Origin of the sequence: Streptomyces sp. NBC_00236 (assembly GCF_036195045.1) — a bacterium.
GTDB lineage: Bacteria > Actinomycetota > Actinomycetes > Streptomycetales > Streptomycetaceae > Streptomyces.
Genome location: NZ_CP108100.1, coordinates 3,930,136 through 3,946,134 on the forward strand (window position 1 = coordinate 3,930,136; position 15,999 = coordinate 3,946,134).

At 72.3% G+C, this 15,999-nt stretch carries 17 protein-coding genes; 8 read left to right on the forward strand and 9 right to left on the reverse strand.

Annotated elements, in window-relative coordinates:
- Window positions 1-732: an alpha/beta hydrolase gene (locus tag OG446_RS17625; protein WP_328894951.1), complete on the reverse strand. Its 732-nt coding sequence runs from the start codon at window positions 730-732 to the stop codon at window positions 1-3.
- 161 nt (window positions 733-893) lie between these two features.
- Between OG446_RS17625 and OG446_RS17630 the strand changes: the two genes are divergently transcribed.
- Window positions 894-1,298 (forward strand): winged helix-turn-helix transcriptional regulator, encoded by a 405-nt coding sequence (locus tag OG446_RS17630; RefSeq protein WP_328894952.1) that lies wholly within the window; start codon window positions 894-896, stop codon window positions 1,296-1,298.
- Window positions 1,299-1,521: 223 nt separating this feature from the next.
- Window positions 1,522-1,749, forward strand: coding sequence for a DUF6243 family protein (locus tag OG446_RS17635; protein ID WP_328894953.1), 228 nt, complete (start codon window positions 1,522-1,524; stop codon window positions 1,747-1,749).
- Between the two features lie 195 nt (window positions 1,750-1,944).
- On the opposite strand, the gene OG446_RS17640 is transcribed toward OG446_RS17635, so the two are convergent.
- Complete coding sequence (locus OG446_RS17640) at window positions 1,945-3,687, reverse strand: acyl-CoA dehydrogenase family protein (protein ID WP_328894954.1); 1,743 nt, start codon at window positions 3,685-3,687, stop codon at window positions 1,945-1,947.
- Between the two features lie 330 nt (window positions 3,688-4,017).
- Here OG446_RS17640 and OG446_RS17645 point away from each other — a divergent pair, with 330 nt between their 5' ends.
- Entirely contained in the window at window positions 4,018-4,362 is a 345-nt protein-coding gene (locus OG446_RS17645) for a hypothetical protein (protein ID WP_328894955.1), read from the forward strand.
- Window positions 4,363-4,443: 81 nt separating this feature from the next.
- Here OG446_RS17645 and OG446_RS17650 read toward each other — a convergent pair whose 3' ends face one another.
- The 3 genes from OG446_RS17650 to OG446_RS17660 all read right to left on the reverse strand — a co-directional run bounded on the left by OG446_RS17650 (window position 4,444) and on the right by OG446_RS17660 (window position 7,764).
- Window positions 4,444-5,088 carry a response regulator transcription factor gene (locus OG446_RS17650; protein ID WP_328894956.1) on the reverse strand — a complete coding sequence of 215 codons (645 nt, stop codon included), beginning with the start codon at window positions 5,086-5,088 and terminating at the stop codon, window positions 4,444-4,446.
- A gap of 4 nt (window positions 5,089-5,092) precedes the next feature.
- Window positions 5,093-6,478: a sensor histidine kinase gene (locus tag OG446_RS17655; RefSeq protein WP_328894957.1), complete on the reverse strand. Its 1,386-nt coding sequence runs from the start codon at window positions 6,476-6,478 to the stop codon at window positions 5,093-5,095.
- A gap of 62 nt (window positions 6,479-6,540) precedes the next feature.
- A complete protein-coding gene (locus tag OG446_RS17660; protein ID WP_328894958.1) occupies window positions 6,541-7,764 on the reverse strand; it encodes a Clp protease N-terminal domain-containing protein in 1,224 nt (407 codons plus the stop codon).
- A 125-nt stretch (window positions 7,765-7,889) separates the two neighbouring features.
- Between OG446_RS17660 and OG446_RS17665 the strand changes: the two genes are divergently transcribed.
- Window positions 7,890-8,831 carry an AraC family transcriptional regulator gene (locus tag OG446_RS17665; protein ID WP_328894959.1) on the forward strand — a complete coding sequence of 314 codons (942 nt, stop codon included), beginning with the start codon at window positions 7,890-7,892 and terminating at the stop codon, window positions 8,829-8,831.
- Window positions 8,832-8,879: 48 nt separating this feature from the next.
- Here OG446_RS17665 and OG446_RS17670 read toward each other — a convergent pair whose 3' ends face one another.
- Window positions 8,880-9,791, reverse strand: a complete 912-nt coding sequence (locus OG446_RS17670; RefSeq protein ID WP_443050155.1) for an NAD(P)H-binding protein — start codon at window positions 9,789-9,791, stop codon at window positions 8,880-8,882.
- A 176-nt stretch (window positions 9,792-9,967) separates the two neighbouring features.
- Between OG446_RS17670 and OG446_RS17675 the strand changes: the two genes are divergently transcribed.
- Together OG446_RS17675 and OG446_RS17680 are read left to right on the forward strand one after the other, a co-directional pair.
- A complete protein-coding gene (locus OG446_RS17675; RefSeq protein ID WP_328894960.1) occupies window positions 9,968-10,477 on the forward strand; it encodes a SigE family RNA polymerase sigma factor in 510 nt (169 codons plus the stop codon).
- 63 nt (window positions 10,478-10,540) lie between these two features.
- Window positions 10,541-11,776 carry a hypothetical protein gene (locus OG446_RS17680; RefSeq protein WP_328894961.1) on the forward strand — a complete coding sequence of 412 codons (1,236 nt, stop codon included), beginning with the start codon at window positions 10,541-10,543 and terminating at the stop codon, window positions 11,774-11,776.
- 114 nt (window positions 11,777-11,890) lie between these two features.
- Here OG446_RS17680 and OG446_RS17685 read toward each other — a convergent pair whose 3' ends face one another.
- The gene (locus tag OG446_RS17685) at window positions 11,891-12,313 is read right to left on the reverse strand and encodes a MarR family winged helix-turn-helix transcriptional regulator (protein WP_328894962.1); all 423 of its coding nucleotides are present in this window, start codon (window positions 12,311-12,313) and stop codon (window positions 11,891-11,893) included.
- 162 nt (window positions 12,314-12,475) lie between these two features.
- Here OG446_RS17685 and eno point away from each other — a divergent pair, with 162 nt between their 5' ends.
- Window positions 12,476-13,783, forward strand: coding sequence for a phosphopyruvate hydratase (eno, locus tag OG446_RS17690; RefSeq protein ID WP_328894963.1), 1,308 nt, complete (start codon window positions 12,476-12,478; stop codon window positions 13,781-13,783).
- Window positions 13,784-13,820: 37 nt separating this feature from the next.
- Here the strand turns inward: eno and OG446_RS17695 are convergent, their stop codons facing one another.
- The gene (locus tag OG446_RS17695) at window positions 13,821-14,240 is read right to left on the reverse strand and encodes an SRPBCC family protein (protein ID WP_328894964.1); all 420 of its coding nucleotides are present in this window, start codon (window positions 14,238-14,240) and stop codon (window positions 13,821-13,823) included.
- Between the two features lie 150 nt (window positions 14,241-14,390).
- Here OG446_RS17695 and OG446_RS17700 point away from each other — a divergent pair, with 150 nt between their 5' ends.
- Entirely contained in the window at window positions 14,391-15,212 is an 822-nt protein-coding gene (locus OG446_RS17700; protein ID WP_328894965.1) for a helix-turn-helix domain-containing protein, read from the forward strand.
- Between the two features lie 5 nt (window positions 15,213-15,217).
- On the opposite strand, the gene OG446_RS17705 is transcribed toward OG446_RS17700, so the two are convergent.
- Window positions 15,218-15,994, reverse strand: coding sequence for a polysaccharide deacetylase family protein (locus OG446_RS17705; RefSeq protein ID WP_328894966.1), 777 nt, complete (start codon window positions 15,992-15,994; stop codon window positions 15,218-15,220).
- Window positions 15,995-15,999 lie beyond the last annotated feature (5 nt).

A 15,999-nucleotide genomic window follows, 5' to 3' on the forward strand; every position in this document is an offset into this window, starting at 1 on the left:
CTACCGAAGGGTGGACTCCAGCAGCAGTTCGCTCAGGTCCGACGGCATGGTGATCATGCAGTCGTGTCCGGTCGGCAGTTCCCGGATGCGGGCCGGGGAGCCGTTGGGCTGTGTCGCGGGGACGGGCCGGCGCACGATGCCTTCCGGCTCGGCTCCGACACAGTGGATGTGCGTACGCGGAACCGAGGCCGAGGCGGGGTTGTCCAGCCGGACCGGCTGCTGAAGGCAGCGCACCGGCTGGTCGGAGAGCATCGCACGCAGCCATGCGGCGTCCGCCGGGTCGGTGACCCCGAACAGGCCGAGGGGCGGAGGCATCTCGGGCAGCGGTGGGATGCGCCAGCCGTTGCCCGACCGGGCGGCCAGGTCGATCAGGTGCTGGGTCAGGGGCTGCACGTCGACGGCGGTCTCGCCGTGCTCCGGGACCATCGCGTCCAGGTACACCAGATGCGCGATCCGTTCCGGTACCTCGTTGGCCACGGACGAGACGACCAGCCCCGCGTAGCTGTGGCCCACGAGCACCACGTCGGTCAGGTCCTCCTCGTGAATCAGCTTCACGATGTCCTCGACGTGCGTGTCGAGCCCCACCTCGGGGCCGAGCAGGTGCGACTTGTCGCCGTAGCCGGTCAGTGAGGGCGCGAACACACGGTGTCCGGCCGCCTCCAGCAGCGGGACCACCCGCTCCCAGCAGCGGCCGCTGTGCCAGGCACCGTGTACCAGCAGAAAAGTTGACATGAGGGGATGACTTCTTCCTCTTCGGAGCATGGGAAGGCGCGGAAGCAATACGGTTCCTGTTCGTGCCTCGGTACTCTTCAGGAACCGACATCATCGTGCTGCACCTGCCGCACCCCGATCAATACGGCACATTGAGGTGCCCCGGTTCTCTGGAGGTAACCATGAACGGCACAGAGGGCGGCGATGCGCGGGCAGCACAGCCGGCACCGCCGGAGGACCCGTGCCAGGTCCGTGAGGTGCTCGGCATCGTCGGTGACAAGTGGTCGCTGCTGATCGTGCGTCACCTCAGCGAGGGGCCACGCCGCTTCACCGAGCTCAAGCGGGCGGTCGACGGGATCAGCCAGCGCATGCTCACCGTCACGCTGCGCGGCCTGGAACGCGACGGGATCCTCACCCGGACCGTGCGCAACGTCATGCCACCGCACGTCAGTTACGAACTCACTCCGATGGGCAGGGCCCTCCGCGGAGCCACCGCCCCCCTGCTGGAGTGGAGCATCACGCACCTGACGCACATCGACGCCGCCCGCGCCGAGTACGACGCCCGCCCCGACACCCCGCCCGCCTGACCTCTCACCCCGGCTGCTCCCGCGTACCGGCCCGGTCGGACCGATGCTCCCGAAACGGCTGGTGTGCGGAGTCGGCGGAACCGGGTAACGTCTTTGTCATGTTCTTCCAGACGCCGATTTACGAGTGAGAGCGCGACGGGCGCCTGCTGATGTCCTTCGACGTCGCCGCTCGTCCCCCACCGATGAATCCGTAGATCACTTCACATCATGACCGGGAGAACCCGTGACCGTGAGCAAGAACATCAACAACCCCGTGGGCATGGGCGGCGGCAAGCGCAAGAGGCTGTCCCGCACCGAACGGCAGAACAACGGCCCGCACCGCAACCTCGACCGCCAGGGCGCAGCCGACCGGAAGGCTGAGCTGGTGCGCAAGATGCGTGAGAAGGCAGGCTCGGCCGACGCTGCGGCCGAGGGCGCCGGGCAGACGGGCGACGACTCCGCCGAGAGCTGACGTACCGCCGTCGCAGGGCGGCAGCGGCATTCACCGCACGAGGCAGGGCCCGGACCGCGACCACGTGGTCCGGGCCCTGCTGCCGTGCCGGGGCCGCCCTTGCCGCCCTGCCGGGAGCCGCCCCCACCGCCCTGCCGGGGGCCGCGGCCACCCGCCTACCGGGTTCGCGCCCGGGCCTCGCAGCCGGCGTCCGCCTCAGACGGATGTCAGCATCGGCAGCGACATCAGGTACTCCTCCGGGATGTCGAAGGCCTCCGTCAGCGTCGGCAGATGCGGGGCGAGCCGGGAGGTCAGCGCGCGCACCGTGTCGGGGAGGGAGCGGACCTGGTCGGCGGTGAGCGCGTTCTCGACGAGCAGGAGTCCGCTGAGCGCGGCCAGCCGGTCGAGCAGGAACAGCGCGCGCAGATCGTCCAGGGTGGCGCGGGTGCCCGGGTCGGTGACGTCGGCGCAGGCCGTGGCGAAGGCGTCGGCGGCCCGGCCCACCGCGTACGTCTCGACGAGGGCGAGGGCGGCGGCGGACGCGTGGTTCCAGCGGCCGAGGGCGTCGCCCCCGGCACCGCCGCGCAGGTCGTGCCGCGCGGCCAGGTGCCAGTGGCGCTCCGCGGCGGAGAGGGCCCGGCGCAGGAAGGCGGGATCGGTCAGCAACTCCTGGCCGGTCGCCCGCGCCGGTTCCGGGACCATCGGGTGGCCGAAGATCATCTCGGCCCCGGCCTTGCACCAGATCGCCAGGTTGTCCCCCTCGGCGGTGATGGCTCCGTCCGCGTTCGCGGTGAACTCGGCCAGCCCGTTCACCGGGAACAGGGCCCTGGCGCCGCAGCGTTCCCGGCTCTCGGTCGTGATCGCCCGCGCCTGCCAGGTGATCCAGCCCTTGGCCACCGCGACCAGCCGCTCGCTCTCGGCCCGGTCTTCGGGCGCGTGGGCGATCCAGTGGTCGGTGACAGCCCGGTGCAGGAAGGTCATGGCGTAGGCGGTGGCCGTGCAGGCGAGCAGCCGGGCGTGATGGCTGCGGTGCGCGGCCAGCGGGACGCGCTGCCCGGCCGCGGGGCCGGAGATGTGCCGGATGCCCGCGTAGCGGACCGCGATCGCCAGTGCCGCTCGGCTGCCCCCGAGGGTGCTCGCGCTCATGCACAGTTTTCCGACCGTCACCCGGCGGATCGCGTGCAGGAACCGCTTGCGCGGGCTGCCCACGGCACTGGTGAAGGTGCCGTCCGGCAGCAGTTCGCCGTGCTCCCCCTGGACCAGGGCGGTGCGGGGCAGGCGTACCTGGTCGAAGGCGGTGACGCAGTGGTCCACGGGGCTGCCGATGCGGTCGGGCAGCACGGTCACCGTGATGCCCGGCAGCGTTCCGTCGCGGTCGCTCAGCGGGGTGAGGAACAGGAAGACGCCATGGTCCCGGTCGTCGACCAGGAGCCGGGCCGCGACCACCGCGGTCTTCGGCCCGCCGGCGGGGCCGGTGTTGGGCATGTACTTCTGCGCGCCCTCGTGCGGGGTGTGCAGCACGAACGCGTCACGCTCGCGGTCGTAGCGGGCGGTGGTCTCCATCGCGGTCGCGTCGTTGCCGTGCGCGCGCTCGGTGCACAGAAAGGTTCCCGTGCGGGTCAGTGCGGCGAAACCGGTGAGGTCACGCACCGGTGAGGTGCCGTCGTCGAGCAGGCTGCCGAGGAAGAGGTTGTAGTGAATTCCGGCGACCGTGGCCGTGGCCCCGTCCACCACCGAGGTCCACTCGTGCAGGGCGGCCAGCCCACGGGGGTCCCGGGCCAGGGACTCCGGGCACAGCACCTCCTCGTTCAGAGCGCGCAGCCGGTCGTACGACAGCTGCCACCGTTCCTCGGCACGCACATGGGCGCGATGGCGGAACCGGTCGGTCGAGATCACCTTGCGCCAGAGACCGTGGGCGTCCGGGCCCTCGCCTCCGTCCCGGAAGAGGAGGTCGGTCAACTCAGGCAGGCAAGGGGCGAGTTGCCCGTCGGCCTGCACGCATGCATCGATGTTGATCATTATGTCCGACCCAACGAGCGGGCCGGTTCACGGAAACGATCTCTACGTATCCGGATGCCTCCCATCCAGGGGCCGACCGGAGTCCGGCAGGGCCGAATGACCGGAAGGAACGATCCTGCACACCTCGTTCAGGCGACGCGGCGATTGCCCCACGGGCGGTCCGGGCAGCGCTTGCCCTGATCTCAGGTCCGGGCAGCCCCTGCCCCGATCAACGGTCCGGGCAGTCCCTGCCCTGATCTCCGTACGCCCGAGAAAAGGTGAACACCCCCCATGCGTCTCCGCTCCTCCCTGGCCGCGTCGGCCGGCGCCGTCGTCCTGCTCCTCGCCACCGCCGGATCCGCCTCGGCCGCCAACGGCCAGTTCCGCTACACGTACCTGACCTCCGACGGCTACGAGGCCGTCGGCTTCCTGAACGACCCCGACAGCGCCACGTGCATCAACCTCCAGGGGCCGGGATCCGAGCCGGGATCCGCGGCGTACGCGCCCAAGAACCGCACCGACGCGGTGGCCACCGTGTTCCTGGAGGCGGACTGCACCGGTGACGCCTACTTCACCCTGCGCCCGGGCGGCGGCGCCTCGGACCGGCTGCTGGTGCGCTCGGTCGTCTTCTCCTGAGCCTGGCGGGGTATCGCTTCCCACTGTGGCCGGCCGGGGGCGGTGGGGCCGACGGCCCCACCGCCCCCAAAGCGCTCCGTGTCAGCCGTTGAGCCCCGCCTCGTGCGCCAGCACCGCCGCCTGGACCCGGTTGGTGCAGTCGGTACGGGTGAGGATGCTGCTGATGTGGGCCTTGACCGTGCCGGAGCTCAGGTGGAGCTGTGCGGCGATCCGGGCGTTGGAGAGGCCGGTGCCCAGCAGCCGCAGGACGTCCCGCTCGGTCGGCGTCAGGCCGGCGATCCGCCGTGCCGCGGCCTCGTCGTCACGGCCCGACCTGGTCCGGAAGTCGACGAGCTGGCGGGTGACCTGCGGGGCGAGGACCGGGTCTCCGGCGGCTGCGCGGCGTACGGCCTCGATGAGGTCGCGGGGGCCGGTGTCCTTGAGGAGGTAGCCGTGGGCTCCGGCGCGCAGGGCGCGCGTGACGCTCGGTTCCTCACCGAACGCCGTAAGCATCACCACCCGGGTACGGGGGGAGTGGCGGATGATCCCGGCGGCGCCGGTGATCCCGTCACCCGGCATACGTATGTCGAGGAGGGCCACGTCGACCACGTGGGCGCGGCAGGCCTCGACGGCCTCACGGGCGTCCTGCGCCTCGGCCACGACCCGGATCCCGTCGTCGTTCTCCAGGATCAGGCGGATTCCGGCGCGCATCAGCGCCTCGTCGTCGGCGATCAGCACGCGGATCATCGGTTCAGTCTAGGACCACCATGATCAGCAGCATGAGACTGCCGCCGATCGTCGGCAGCAGCACCAGCATCGCCGCGCAGCCCCCGCCCAGCAGGCGCGGCCAGGTGAGCACCTCCGTCGGGAGCGGGGGCCGGGATCCCGCCCCGCCGGACAGCGGCTTCATCGACGCGGCGTACGCGGGCGGCACCTCGGGCCTGGCGGGTATGCGGGCGGCGAGGACGAAGCCGCCCTCCTGGCGCGGTCCGCAGTCGAGGGTGCCGCCGAGCAGGCCGACCCTCTCCCGGAGGCCGACGAGGCCGCTGCGGTTCCCGTCCCCGGGCGAACGCGGCACCGGCGGGGCTCCGTTGACGACGGAGACCACCACCGTGCCCCCCTCGTCGTGGACCGTCACGCGGACCGGCGCTCCGGACGCGTGCTTCAGGGCGTTGGCGAGCCCTTCCCGGGCGACACGGTGGACGGCCTGTCGGGTACGGGGATCCGCGTCCGCGGGGCCGGTCGCGTTCCAGTGCAGTTCGGCGTCGGCCCCGGCGCTCCGGGAATCCGCGACGAGGGCCGCGAGATCCTCGCGGGTCCCTCGCTCACCGCTCTCCTGGTCCGCCTGGTGCCGGAGGACGCCGAGGATGCCGCGCAGCTCCTCCATCGCGGTTCCCGCGGTGGTGTGCAGGAGTTCGGCGTGGGCGGCCAGCGGGGGCGCCTGTCGTTCGGCGGCGAGCTGGAGCGCTCCGGCGTGCACCGAGATCAGGCCGATGCGGTGGCCGAGCAGATCGTGCATCTCGCCGGCGATGCGCGCGCGTTCCTCCATGCGGGCCGCCTCGTCGGCGAGCGAGCGGGCATGTTCGAGGTAGGCGTTGCGTTCCCGCAGCAGCCCCGTCAGCCGACGGCGGCGCCCCAGCATCAGGCCGGACAGCGCGGGCATCAGGATGAACAGGGCGCTCGCCCCGGCGTCGGCGAACAGGTACTCCGGCTTCGGAAGTCCGTCGAGGGACTGGACGGCGACCGACGCGAGCACCGACCCGGCCACGCTCGTCCCGACCACCCGCCAGGCCCGCCGCGCCGGGGCGATGCGGCGCGCGGCGGACCAGACGACCCACGGCACCACCACCATCGCCCACACGTTGTCCCCCGCCATCACCGGCACGCAGCACAGGACCGTCAGGGCCGGGTACATCCGCCGCGCGGGCACGAGCAGCGCCGCCCACACACCCAGGAGGGCGGCCATGACCGGATGGGCCGGCGGGACCAGCGGAAGGGGGACGAGTGCGCACAGCAGGGCCAGGCCGACGAGGACGGACTCCGTGACGACGGTCCGGCGGGGCGCGGCGCGCACCGCGTCACGGATCGCGGTGGCCTCGCGGAGCGCCCCCCGCCACGGTTGCGCTGCCGGGATCATGGTTTCCTCCGTGGGGTGCCGTTCTCAACGGTCGTACTCTGCCTGCGGGTCGACGAACCGCCTCAGGCAGCCCGCGCCGCTCCTCCGGGCACCCGGAGCTCCGGCTCCGCCCGCAGCGCGGCGACGTCCACCCCGCTCCCGGTCAGTACCCGCTCGATCTCCGCCGCGGTCTCCGCGTCCGTCCCGGCGTCGTCCAGCAGGGCGGCCAGCAGATGGGTCGTGCCGACCGTGGGCGAGCCCTGCGCGGAAGCCGTCAACTGTGTGACGTGCAGCAGCCGTCGGTCGCGGTCGGCGACGCCGTCACCCCTCACGGTCTCGCCCTCCGTCACCTCGGTCGAGGTGAACAGTACGCGGGTGACCGCGTCCTGCCGCGCACCGTGACGGCGCAGGAGTTCCGCCCCCCGGTTCGCCCCGGCCAGCGCCTCCGGCAGTTCCCGTCCCGCGACGGTCAACGACCGGTCCAGCGCCAGGATGCCCAGCAGCACGTCGACCGGTTCCTGCACCGACGCCCCACGCCGTACCGCTCCCCGTAGCGCCTCCGCGCGCACCGCGCTGACGACCGCGGAGCCGAACCCCGCACCGCCTCCGAAGATCCAGGCGGTGAACTTCCTGGTCAGCGGGTTGCCGCTCTTCCCGAACGTCCCGGACTTGCGCAGGACGAACACCGATCCCGGCTCCGGCTCCGCGTCGCTCCCCCGCAAGGCGCCGAGCGCGGCCGAGACGGCGGTGACATCCAGCTTCTCCACGGCCATCGCCTCCCGGGCACGGGTACCGGGCAGCTCGACCAGTGCGTGCGCCACATGACGGACGCGCACGGAGAGGGTGCCCTCCTGCCGTGCGGCCTGCAGCGCGATGCGCAGACATGCCCTCAACGCACCGGTCACCGGAGGGAGTTCGGCGCTCTCCTGCTCGGACTCCGCCTTCTTCCGATTCTGCCATCGCAGCTTCTTGGCCCGGTCCTGCCCGACCTCCCGCCAGACGGCGTCGATCTCCCGCTCGTCGTCCGGGGCTCCCGCCGCGCCGACCCCCCGGTCCTCGCTGACCCACACGGACGTCCCACGGACCCCGATGGAACCGCCGAGCGAGCCGGAGGCCCTCATCCCGGGGGCGATGGCGGAGCCCGCGGCCGAGTCGCCCGCCACGAGCGCGGCGAGCACGCTCTCCGTACCGACGTCTCCGCGTTCCTGCTTGACCGCGCTGCTCACCGCCTCCAGCAGCAGTTTGACGACGTCCGTCGCGAACTCGGTGGTCGCGCCGGTGTCGGGGGCGGAAGTCCGCTGGTCCATCGGGTCGTCCTCTCCACGGTGTTATTGACGAGAAGGACGCTAGGGCGCTTCCTCCGGCACCGCTTCGGCCGACCGGCCATGCTTCCGGTCCGAACGGCCGGGTTCGCCTGCCTATCGTTGGCCCCATGGACGTGTTCGACGAACTGTTGCGGGGCGTGCGGGGCAAGGGTGCGGTGTTCGGGCGTTCGGTGCTGTGGCCGCCGTGGTCGTTGCGGTTCGCCGACGGCGCGTACCTGACCCTGTGCGTACCGATGCGCGGCGCCGGGTGGATCGTGCCGGAGACCGGGGAGCCGCGGCACGTGGCGCTGGGCGAGGCCGCGATCGTCCGGGGGCCCGCACCGTTCTCGTTCACCGACGACCCGGCGAACGCCACGACGGCGGGCGTACGGGAGGTCCACTGGGGCGAGGACGCACCCGGCCTCACGGACCGGGACGGCGAACTCGGCGGCTCGACCGTGCTGTTGGCCGCCGCCTATGACGTACGGGAGCAGGTTCCGCAACGGCTTCTGCGTGCCCTGCCGCCGGTCCTGGTGGTACCCGACGAGCAGGACTGCTCGCCGCTGCGGGACTACCTGGAGGCGCAGATCGGTGGCGGCCGGCCGGGGCACCAGACCGTACTCGACCGGCTGCTGGACTGGCTGCTGGTGTGCACGCTGCGGGACTGGTTCGACCGCCCGGAGGCCGAACCGCCGGGGTGGTACGGCGCACTCGGCGACGAAGTGGCGGGGCCCGCGCTGCGTGCGATCCACGAGGATCCGGCGCACCCGTGGACGACGGCGGAGCTGGCGAGCCGGGCGGGGGTGTCGAGGACGACCCTGGCGAAGCGGTTCACGGATCTGGTCGGGAACGGGCCGGCGGCATACCTCACCGAGTGGCGGATGACGCTGGCCGCCGATCTGCTCACCCGCCCGGAGCTGACGGTGGCGGCGGTGGCCCGGCGGGTCGGTTACGCGGACGCGTTCGGCTTCAGCGCGGCGTTCAAACGGCTCCGGGGCGAGAGCCCGAGCACGTACCGGCAGGAGGCCGCCACCGCCCGCGTGCCGGACCGCGCCGTACCGGCGGGCTGATCCGGTAGGCCGGCGGGATCCTCCGACGCGCACCCACCCCGGCTCCCGTCAGCCCCAGGCGCCCGCCGCCGACGCGTCACGGACGACGTCGGCGATGTCGCGCGGAGGGCGGCCCAGTGCTCTGCGGACCCCGTCCGTGACCGGGGCCTCCCGGCTCGTGCGGATCGGCCTCATCGCGTCGGTCCAGAGCGCGGCCTCCTCCTCGGGCAGGCCCTGTGCCACCAGCCCGGCCCGGAAGGCGGACTCCTCCACCGGGACGTAGGCGGCCCGCGCACCGGTCGCCTTCGCGATCTCGTCGAGTACGTCGGCGATGCCGAGAGCCCGCGGGCCGGAGAGTTCGTACACCTCGCCGTCGTGGCCGTCCTCGGTCAGAGCCACAGCGGCGACCTCCGCGATGTCGTCGGCGTCGACGAACGCGGCGGTCCCGTCGCCCGCGGGCAGGGCCAGTTCGCCGGCGCGTACGCCGTCGAGGAAGACCCCCTCGCTGAAGTTCTGGGCGAACCAGCCGGGCCGCAGGATCGTCCAGGCGACCCCTGACGACCGGACGGCCGCCTCGCCCTCCGCATGCGGGCCGCCGCCCTCGTAGGAGGAGCCGAAGTAGCCGGGGACGTCCACACCGCGGGCCGACAGCAGCACCAGTCGTCGCACCCCGGCGGCAACGGCCTGCTCGACGAAGGCGGGCGTCGGGGAGGGCGAGGTGTCCAGCGGGACGATGTAGACGGCGTCGACCTCGTCGAGGGCCGCCTGCCAGGTCGTCCGGTCGGCCCAGTCGAAGGGGCACTCCCCCGACCGCGAGGCCGCCCGGGTCTCCACGCCCAGCGCGCGGAGCCGGGCCACGGTCCTGCGGCCCGTCTTGCCGGTGCCGCCGGTCACCAGCACCCGGTTGCGGATGCGCGTCGTGTCCGTACGTGTCGCTTCGGTCTGTGTTGCTTCCCCACGTGTTGCTTCCGTCTGTGTCATACCGCAAGCCTGGCCACCCCACCGGGCCCCGGCCATGGCTCATCGTCCGGGAGGGATGTCCGTGCGTCCGGGCGCGCGACGGGTGGGCACCATGTCCGGGATATCTCGGCCGCACGTGGTGAAACATTTCCCGGCGGCCACCGCATCTAAAGGGTGTGAGCGAGAGGGGGTGACGGTTGAGGCAGTCCAGGGAAGGTGCGTTCCGCGAGTTCGCGGAGGCCCGGATGGGCCATCTGTTCCGTTCGGCGTGCCTGCTGACCGGCGGGGACACGCATCTCGCCGAGGATCTCGTTCAGGAGACGCTCGGCCGGATGTATGTGGTCTGGGGGCGTACGTCGCGCCTCGGGAACCCTGCGGCGTATGCGCAGACCGTGCTGGTGCGCTGCTATCTCGGACACCGGCGGCGCAGATCGGCGGGGGAACGGCCGAGCGGCGAACTGCCGGACCGGCCGGGCGAGTCGGCGGGCGACGCCTCCTTGCGGATGACGCTCCTCGACGCACTGCGCGAGCTGCCGCCCAAGGACCGGGCGGTGATCGTGCTGCGTTACTGGGAGGACCGGTCGGTGTCGGAGACCGCGGACGCGCTGCACGTCAGCTCGGCTGCGGTACGCACCCGGAGCACCCGGGCGCTCGCCCGGCTGCGTGAGCGACTCGGCGGCAGCATCGGCGAGCTGGCCGCGCTCTGAGTCTTCTTTTTCTTCTTTCTTGTTCCTCTTTTTTCCACAGGTGTGGGGACGGTGGTGATCGGCATGCTCGAAAACGGTGGCAGGAAGGACCGGGAGTCCTTCGAGGACGGTCTCGGCGCGGCGATGAAGCAGGCGGGGGAGGAGTTCTCCGTGGCGGGACGGCCGCTGCTGGACGGTGGGGTCGCGCGCGGCCGGCGCCGGACGGTACTGCGCCGCAGCGCCGCGGTGACCGGGAGCGTGGCGGCTCTGGCGGTGATCGGGCTCGGCGGATCGTTCGTCACGGGGGGCATCGGCTCCTCGCAGAACGCCGGTGAGGTCGGGGGGGCGTCCGCGGAGCTCTCCCCGGTGGCCCGGACACTCGCGGCTCTGCTGCCGGAAGGGCAGCTCAGCGAAGAGCCGGTCAGTGGGGTCGGCGCCACGGACGACCGGAAGAGCGCGCATCCGTCCGCCGCCTCCGTCGTGTACGACGACGGCCACGGCAAGGCCGCCCTGTCGGTGGCGCTGAGCCGGCAGAGCCCCGGCCGTCCGGACGAGGGCGAGCTCTCCTGCCCGGACAGCCACCTGACCACGTTCGAGGCCTGCACCGCCACGAAGCTGAAGGACGGCTCGCGCCTCGTGCTGTTCAAGGGCTGGGAGTACCCGGACCGCCGTGAGGACACCAAGCGGTGGTACGCGGACCTGCTGACGCCCGAGGGCTACCGGATCTCGGTGTCCGAATGGAACGCGCCCGCCGAGAAGGGCGCCCCGGTCAGCCGTTCCACCCCACCGCTGTCCCTGGACCTGATGAAGGAACTGGTCGGCGCCGAGGAGTGGCGCCCGATCATCGCGTCCCTTCCCGAGCCTGAGAAGCAGGCGCCCGAGCAGCCGGCCCCGCGAGGGCTGAGCGGTGCCGTGATCGTGGACCGGCTGACCGCGCAGCTCCCCGACGGTCTGACGGTGAAGGCGTCCGGGAAGCAGGAGACGGAGTACGCGTACCTGGTGGTGGACGACGGCCGGGGCGAGAGCTTCGTGCAGATCAACGTGCAGCCGGACATGTCCGACGTCGAAGGCGACCTGTTCGGTGCCGGCACGGAGGTCCTGCCGGACGGCACGAAGGTCGTCACCCATGAAGGACCGGGCGAGAAGGGCGGCGCCGGCGTGAAGATGAGGCAGGCCGACGCGATGCGCCCCGACGGATTCCGGGTGGTGATCTCCGCGTTCAACACGGCGAACCAGAACGAGGCCGCGACCCGTGCGGAGCCCGCGCTGACCCTGGCCCAGCTCCGGAAGATCGCCACGAGCAAGGTGTGGCTGAAGTAGTTCCGACCCCCGGCGGACGGGCCACCGACGAACGGCCCACCGGCACAGGGCCGGTGGGCCGTTCGGGCAGGCATGCACCGCGCCCGGTGTGTCCGCGCGGCGCGCGGGCCCTGTCTACCGGGTGGCGAGGCGCTCCAGGAGAGTGGCGCTGCGGGCCAGCAACGTCCGTTCCTCGTCCGTGAGTTCGGCCTCGATGGCCTGCGCGAGCCAGCCGGCTCTGCGGCCGCGCTCCGCTTCGAGCGCGGCCCGGCCGGCGTCCGACAGCTCCACCAGCGACTTCCGGCCGTCCGTGGGGTGCGCCCGGCGCGTGATCAGGTTCTGCTCCATGAGCAGTCCGACCGCCCGGGCCATCGACTGGGGGCGTACGCGCTGGTCGGCGGCGAGGTCGCTGGTGGTCATGGCGCCGTCGCGGTCGAGCGTGCCGAGCACGGCCACCTGTCCCAGCGGGATGCGGTCCTCGTGCTTGACGCGTCGGGTGAGCTTGCCCATCGCCGTCCGCAGTTCGGCGGCGACGGCGGCGGCTTCCGGGGTGGGCATAGGGCACTTTACCCCGCTGGTCAGCAGAGCCGTGCAACTGAACTACACAGCAATACTGAACAGCCAAACTGAGCAGCATTGCTGTAGTGTTTGTGATGCCGGGCCCAGCGCCAGCGTTGTCGCAGCCGGGGCCACGGCACACCACAACGGCAAGGAACACCCATGCCCGCACAAGCATCCGGACCCGCCGGCACCGCCATCCGGACCGTCACCGCCCGCCGGATCATCGACAGCCGGGGCAACCCCACCGTCGAGGTCGACGTCGTCCTGACGGACGGCTCCCTGGGGCGCGCGGCCGTCCCCTCCGGCGCCTCCACCGGCGCCCGCGAGGCCGTGGAACTGCGCGACGGGGACTCCGCGCGCTGGCACGGCAAGGGCGTCGACCGCGCGGTGGCCCACGTCAACGGGGAGATCGCGGCAGCCGTGCACGGCCGGGACGCGGCGGACCAGGCGGGGCTGGACGCCGCGCTGATCGCCCTCGACGGCACCGCCACGAAGTCCCGGCTCGGCGCCAACGCGATCCTCGGCGTCTCCCTCGCCACCGCCAAGGCCGCCGCGGCCGCCCACCACCTGCCCCTCTACCGCTACCTGGGCGGCGCCGGGGCGAACCTCCTGCCGCTGCCGATGATGAACATCGTCAACGGCGGCGCCCACGCCGACAACCCGCTGGACTTCCAGGAGTTCATGATCGCGCCCGTGGGCGCGGAGACCTTCGCCGAGGCCGTACGCATGGGCAGCGAGGTCTTCCACACCCTGCGCCGCGACCTGCTGGCCGCCGGGCACTCCACGGGCGTCGGCGACGAGGGCGGCTTCGCGCCCGCGCTGCGTACCGCCGAGGAGGCACTGGACTTCGTGACGGCCGCCATCGAGCGCACCGGCTACCGTCCCGGCACGGACATCGGCCTGCTCATGGACCCGGCGTCGTCGGAGTTCTTCCGCGACGGGGTCTACGACTACGCGGGCGAGGGCGTGCGCCGCACCCCGTCCGAGAACGCGGACTACCTGGCGAAGCTCGTCGACGCCTACCCGGTCGTCTCCATCGAGGACCCGATGGCGGAGAACGACCTGGACGGCTGGCGCGAGCTGACCGCCCGCATCGGCGACCGCTGCCAGCTCGTCGGCGACGACGTGTTCTGCACCGACGAGACGCTCCTGCGCGAAGGCATCCGTACCGGCGTCGGCAACGCCATCCTGGTCAAGGTCAACCAGATCGGCACCCTGACCGAGGCGCTGAGCGCGGTCACCACGGCCCACCGAGCGGGCTGGGCGGCCGTCATGTCGCACCGCTCCGGCGAGACGGAGGACACCACCATCGCGGATCTGGCGGTGGCGACCGGCTGCGGTCAGATCAAGACCGGATCACTCTCCCGCTCCGACCGCACGGCGAAGTACAACCAACTGATCCGCATCGAGGAGGAGTTGGGCGACACGGCACACTATGCGGGCCGCTCCGCGCTGCGCCGGGTCTGACCGGCCGCACGGGGCTGCGCCGCGCCGCCCACACGCCTCAGGCTCCCGACGGCGCCGGAGCGGCGTTCAGTGTCCTCTGCATGACGAGTGCACCCTGCTCGGCCATCTCACCGATGGGGCCGGCCAGTTCGCCGGGCGTCACGTCGATCGTCCAGACGAACCGGCTGCGCCCTTCGGTGTCGGCGGACACCTGCATGGTGGCGTGATGGTGCCTCGGCGCCAGCGAGCCGCCGACCACCGCGTACGCCACCCGGCGGGCCTCCTCGTCGATGTCGACGATCAGTTCGTGCACGACGGCACCGTTCGCGAAGGTGACGATCCTGATGTCCTCCTCCATACGGGTGTCCGTGACGAAGCCCGGCGCCAGACGCCTGGGTACGGCGCCGACGTCGCGCAGGGCCTCCCAGACGTTCTCGGGGGCGTTGTCGATCAGGAATTCCTTGCGGATGTGCGCCATGTGGTCTTCTCCAGTCGGGTGACCGCCCGGGCGCCGGTGGTGGCGGGGCAGCTCGAACAGCGATGCGCCCAGCCTGCTCGTCCGGCCCGGTCCCGGTCTTGAAGATTCTTGCGCGGGGCGACTGTCCGACCCGCGGCGTAGCGTTCAGGTGTGCTCACCTTCACCGACCTCGCCGCCCGGCCGGGGTTCCGCATCACCGCGGTGAACTGCCGGGACGACCACACCCGCTGGTCACCGGCCGAGGTGCGCGAGGACTACCGCGTGGTGCTCGTGCGCCGGGGGAGGTTCCGCAGGCGGACGGCCGGCACCCCGGCCGACGTCGACCGGACGATGGCCTATCTCGGCGTCCCGGGCGAGGAGGAGCACTTCGCGCACCCGGCCGGCGGGGGCGACGTGTGCACCTCGATCAGCCTGACGCCCGCCCTGTGGCGGGTCGTGGCGGGTGAGGACGCGGGCCCGGTCCGGCAGAGCGTGTACGTGGGCGCCCGCCTCGACCTGGCCCACCGCCGCGTCCTCGCGTCCGCCCGGACGGGCGATGTGGACCATGCGGTGACCGAGGACCTCCTCGGCCTGCTCTCCGTCACCGTCGGCCAGGCCGTCGACGGGACCGTCCCGGCAGGGGACCGTCCCGGCCGGGACGATGCGAGGCTCGTCGCCGCGGCCCGGCACGCGATCGGTGTGGCCCACCCCGCATCGGAGGGGCTGCTGCCGCTCGCGGAGCTCCTCGGCGTCTCGCCGTACCGCCTGAGCCGCTCCTTCAGCCGCGAACTGGGCGTCTCCCTGACCCGCTACCGCAACCGGGTCCGTGTCGGCCGGACCCTCGACCGGCTGGACGCGGGCGAGGACAGTCTCGCCGTCCTCGCCGCCGACCTGGGCTTCTCCGACCAGGCGCATCTCTGCCGGACCATGCGTCAGTACCTCGGCCACACGCCGACGGCGCTGCGGCGGCTCCTCGCCCCGCGGTCATCCTGACGGGGTCACCGCACGGGGAAGCCGAAGGCGTACCCCTGCTCCCTCAGCCAGGGCAGGACCTGGCCCAGAGCGGCCAGCGTCTGGGAGCGGTCTCCTCCCGCGTCGTGGAAGAGGACGGTCGGACCGTTGGAGATCTCGCTCTTGACGGTGGCGACCATGGTGTCCACGCCGGGACGCTCGAAGTCCTTGGTGTCGACGTTCCAGCCCAGCGGCCGCATCCCGTGGGACGCGGCGAGCTTCCGGCTGTACGGGGTGAACGCGCCGCCCGGGGCCCGGTAGTACTGCGGCCGGACACCTCCGGACGCCTTGATGATCATGCGTTCGGCATCCAGGATCTGCTGGGACTGGTAGGCCTCGGACTTGGTGTCCATCGCGGTGTCGTGCGAGACGGTGTGGTTGCACAGCCGGTGCCCGTCCGCCACGACCTTCTTGACGAGGTCCGGGTACGCCTGGGCCTGCGTGCCGACCATGCAGAACGTGGCCTTCACCCCGCTGTCCTTGAGCAGTTGCAGCACCTGCGGCGTCCAGTTCGGGTCCGGTCCGTCGTCGATGGTGATGTTGACGCCCTTGGCGCCGCGGTCCGAGGCGTGCGCGATGTCCGCCGCCACCGCGGTCACCCGCTCCTGCGGCTTGGCCTCCGGCGAGGAGATACCTGCCCGGGGCCCCGCCGCCGCGGTGCCGGCCTGCGCCGTCCACACGGAGGCACCGGCGGCCAACGCGGTCACCCCGAGCGCCGCCGCGAGAAGCCGGACATGCCATGCCCTGCCCTTGTGCTTCGCCATGTCCG

Excerpts from the sequence above, each read along its gene's own strand:
- OG446_RS17625 (WP_328894951.1), bottom strand. The coding sequence starts at position 732 with ATGTCAACTTTTCTGCTGGTACACGGTGCCTGGCACAGCGGCCGCTGC.
- OG446_RS17630 (WP_328894952.1), top strand. The coding sequence starts at position 894 with ATGAACGGCACAGAGGGCGGCGATGCGCGGGCAGCACAGCCGGCACCG.
- OG446_RS17645 (WP_328894955.1), top strand. The coding sequence starts at position 4,018 with ATGCGTCTCCGCTCCTCCCTGGCCGCGTCGGCCGGCGCCGTCGTCCTG.
- OG446_RS17650 (WP_328894956.1), bottom strand. The coding sequence starts at position 5,088 with ATGATCCGCGTGCTGATCGCCGACGACGAGGCGCTGATGCGCGCCGGA.
- OG446_RS17655 (WP_328894957.1), bottom strand. The coding sequence starts at position 6,478 with ATGATCCCGGCAGCGCAACCGTGGCGGGGGGCGCTCCGCGAGGCCACC.
- OG446_RS17660 (WP_328894958.1), bottom strand. The coding sequence starts at position 7,764 with ATGGACCAGCGGACTTCCGCCCCCGACACCGGCGCGACCACCGAGTTC.
- OG446_RS17665 (WP_328894959.1), top strand. The coding sequence starts at position 7,890 with ATGGACGTGTTCGACGAACTGTTGCGGGGCGTGCGGGGCAAGGGTGCG.
- OG446_RS17670 (WP_443050155.1), bottom strand. The coding sequence starts at position 9,791 with ATGACACAGACGGAAGCAACACGTGGGGAAGCAACACAGACCGAAGCG.
- OG446_RS17680 (WP_328894961.1), top strand. The coding sequence starts at position 10,541 with ATGCTCGAAAACGGTGGCAGGAAGGACCGGGAGTCCTTCGAGGACGGT.
- OG446_RS17685 (WP_328894962.1), bottom strand. The coding sequence starts at position 12,313 with ATGCCCACCCCGGAAGCCGCCGCCGTCGCCGCCGAACTGCGGACGGCG.
- eno (WP_328894963.1), top strand. The coding sequence starts at position 12,476 with ATGCCCGCACAAGCATCCGGACCCGCCGGCACCGCCATCCGGACCGTC.
- OG446_RS17695 (WP_328894964.1), bottom strand. The coding sequence starts at position 14,240 with ATGGCGCACATCCGCAAGGAATTCCTGATCGACAACGCCCCCGAGAAC.
- OG446_RS17705 (WP_328894966.1), bottom strand. The coding sequence starts at position 15,994 with ATGGCGAAGCACAAGGGCAGGGCATGGCATGTCCGGCTTCTCGCGGCG.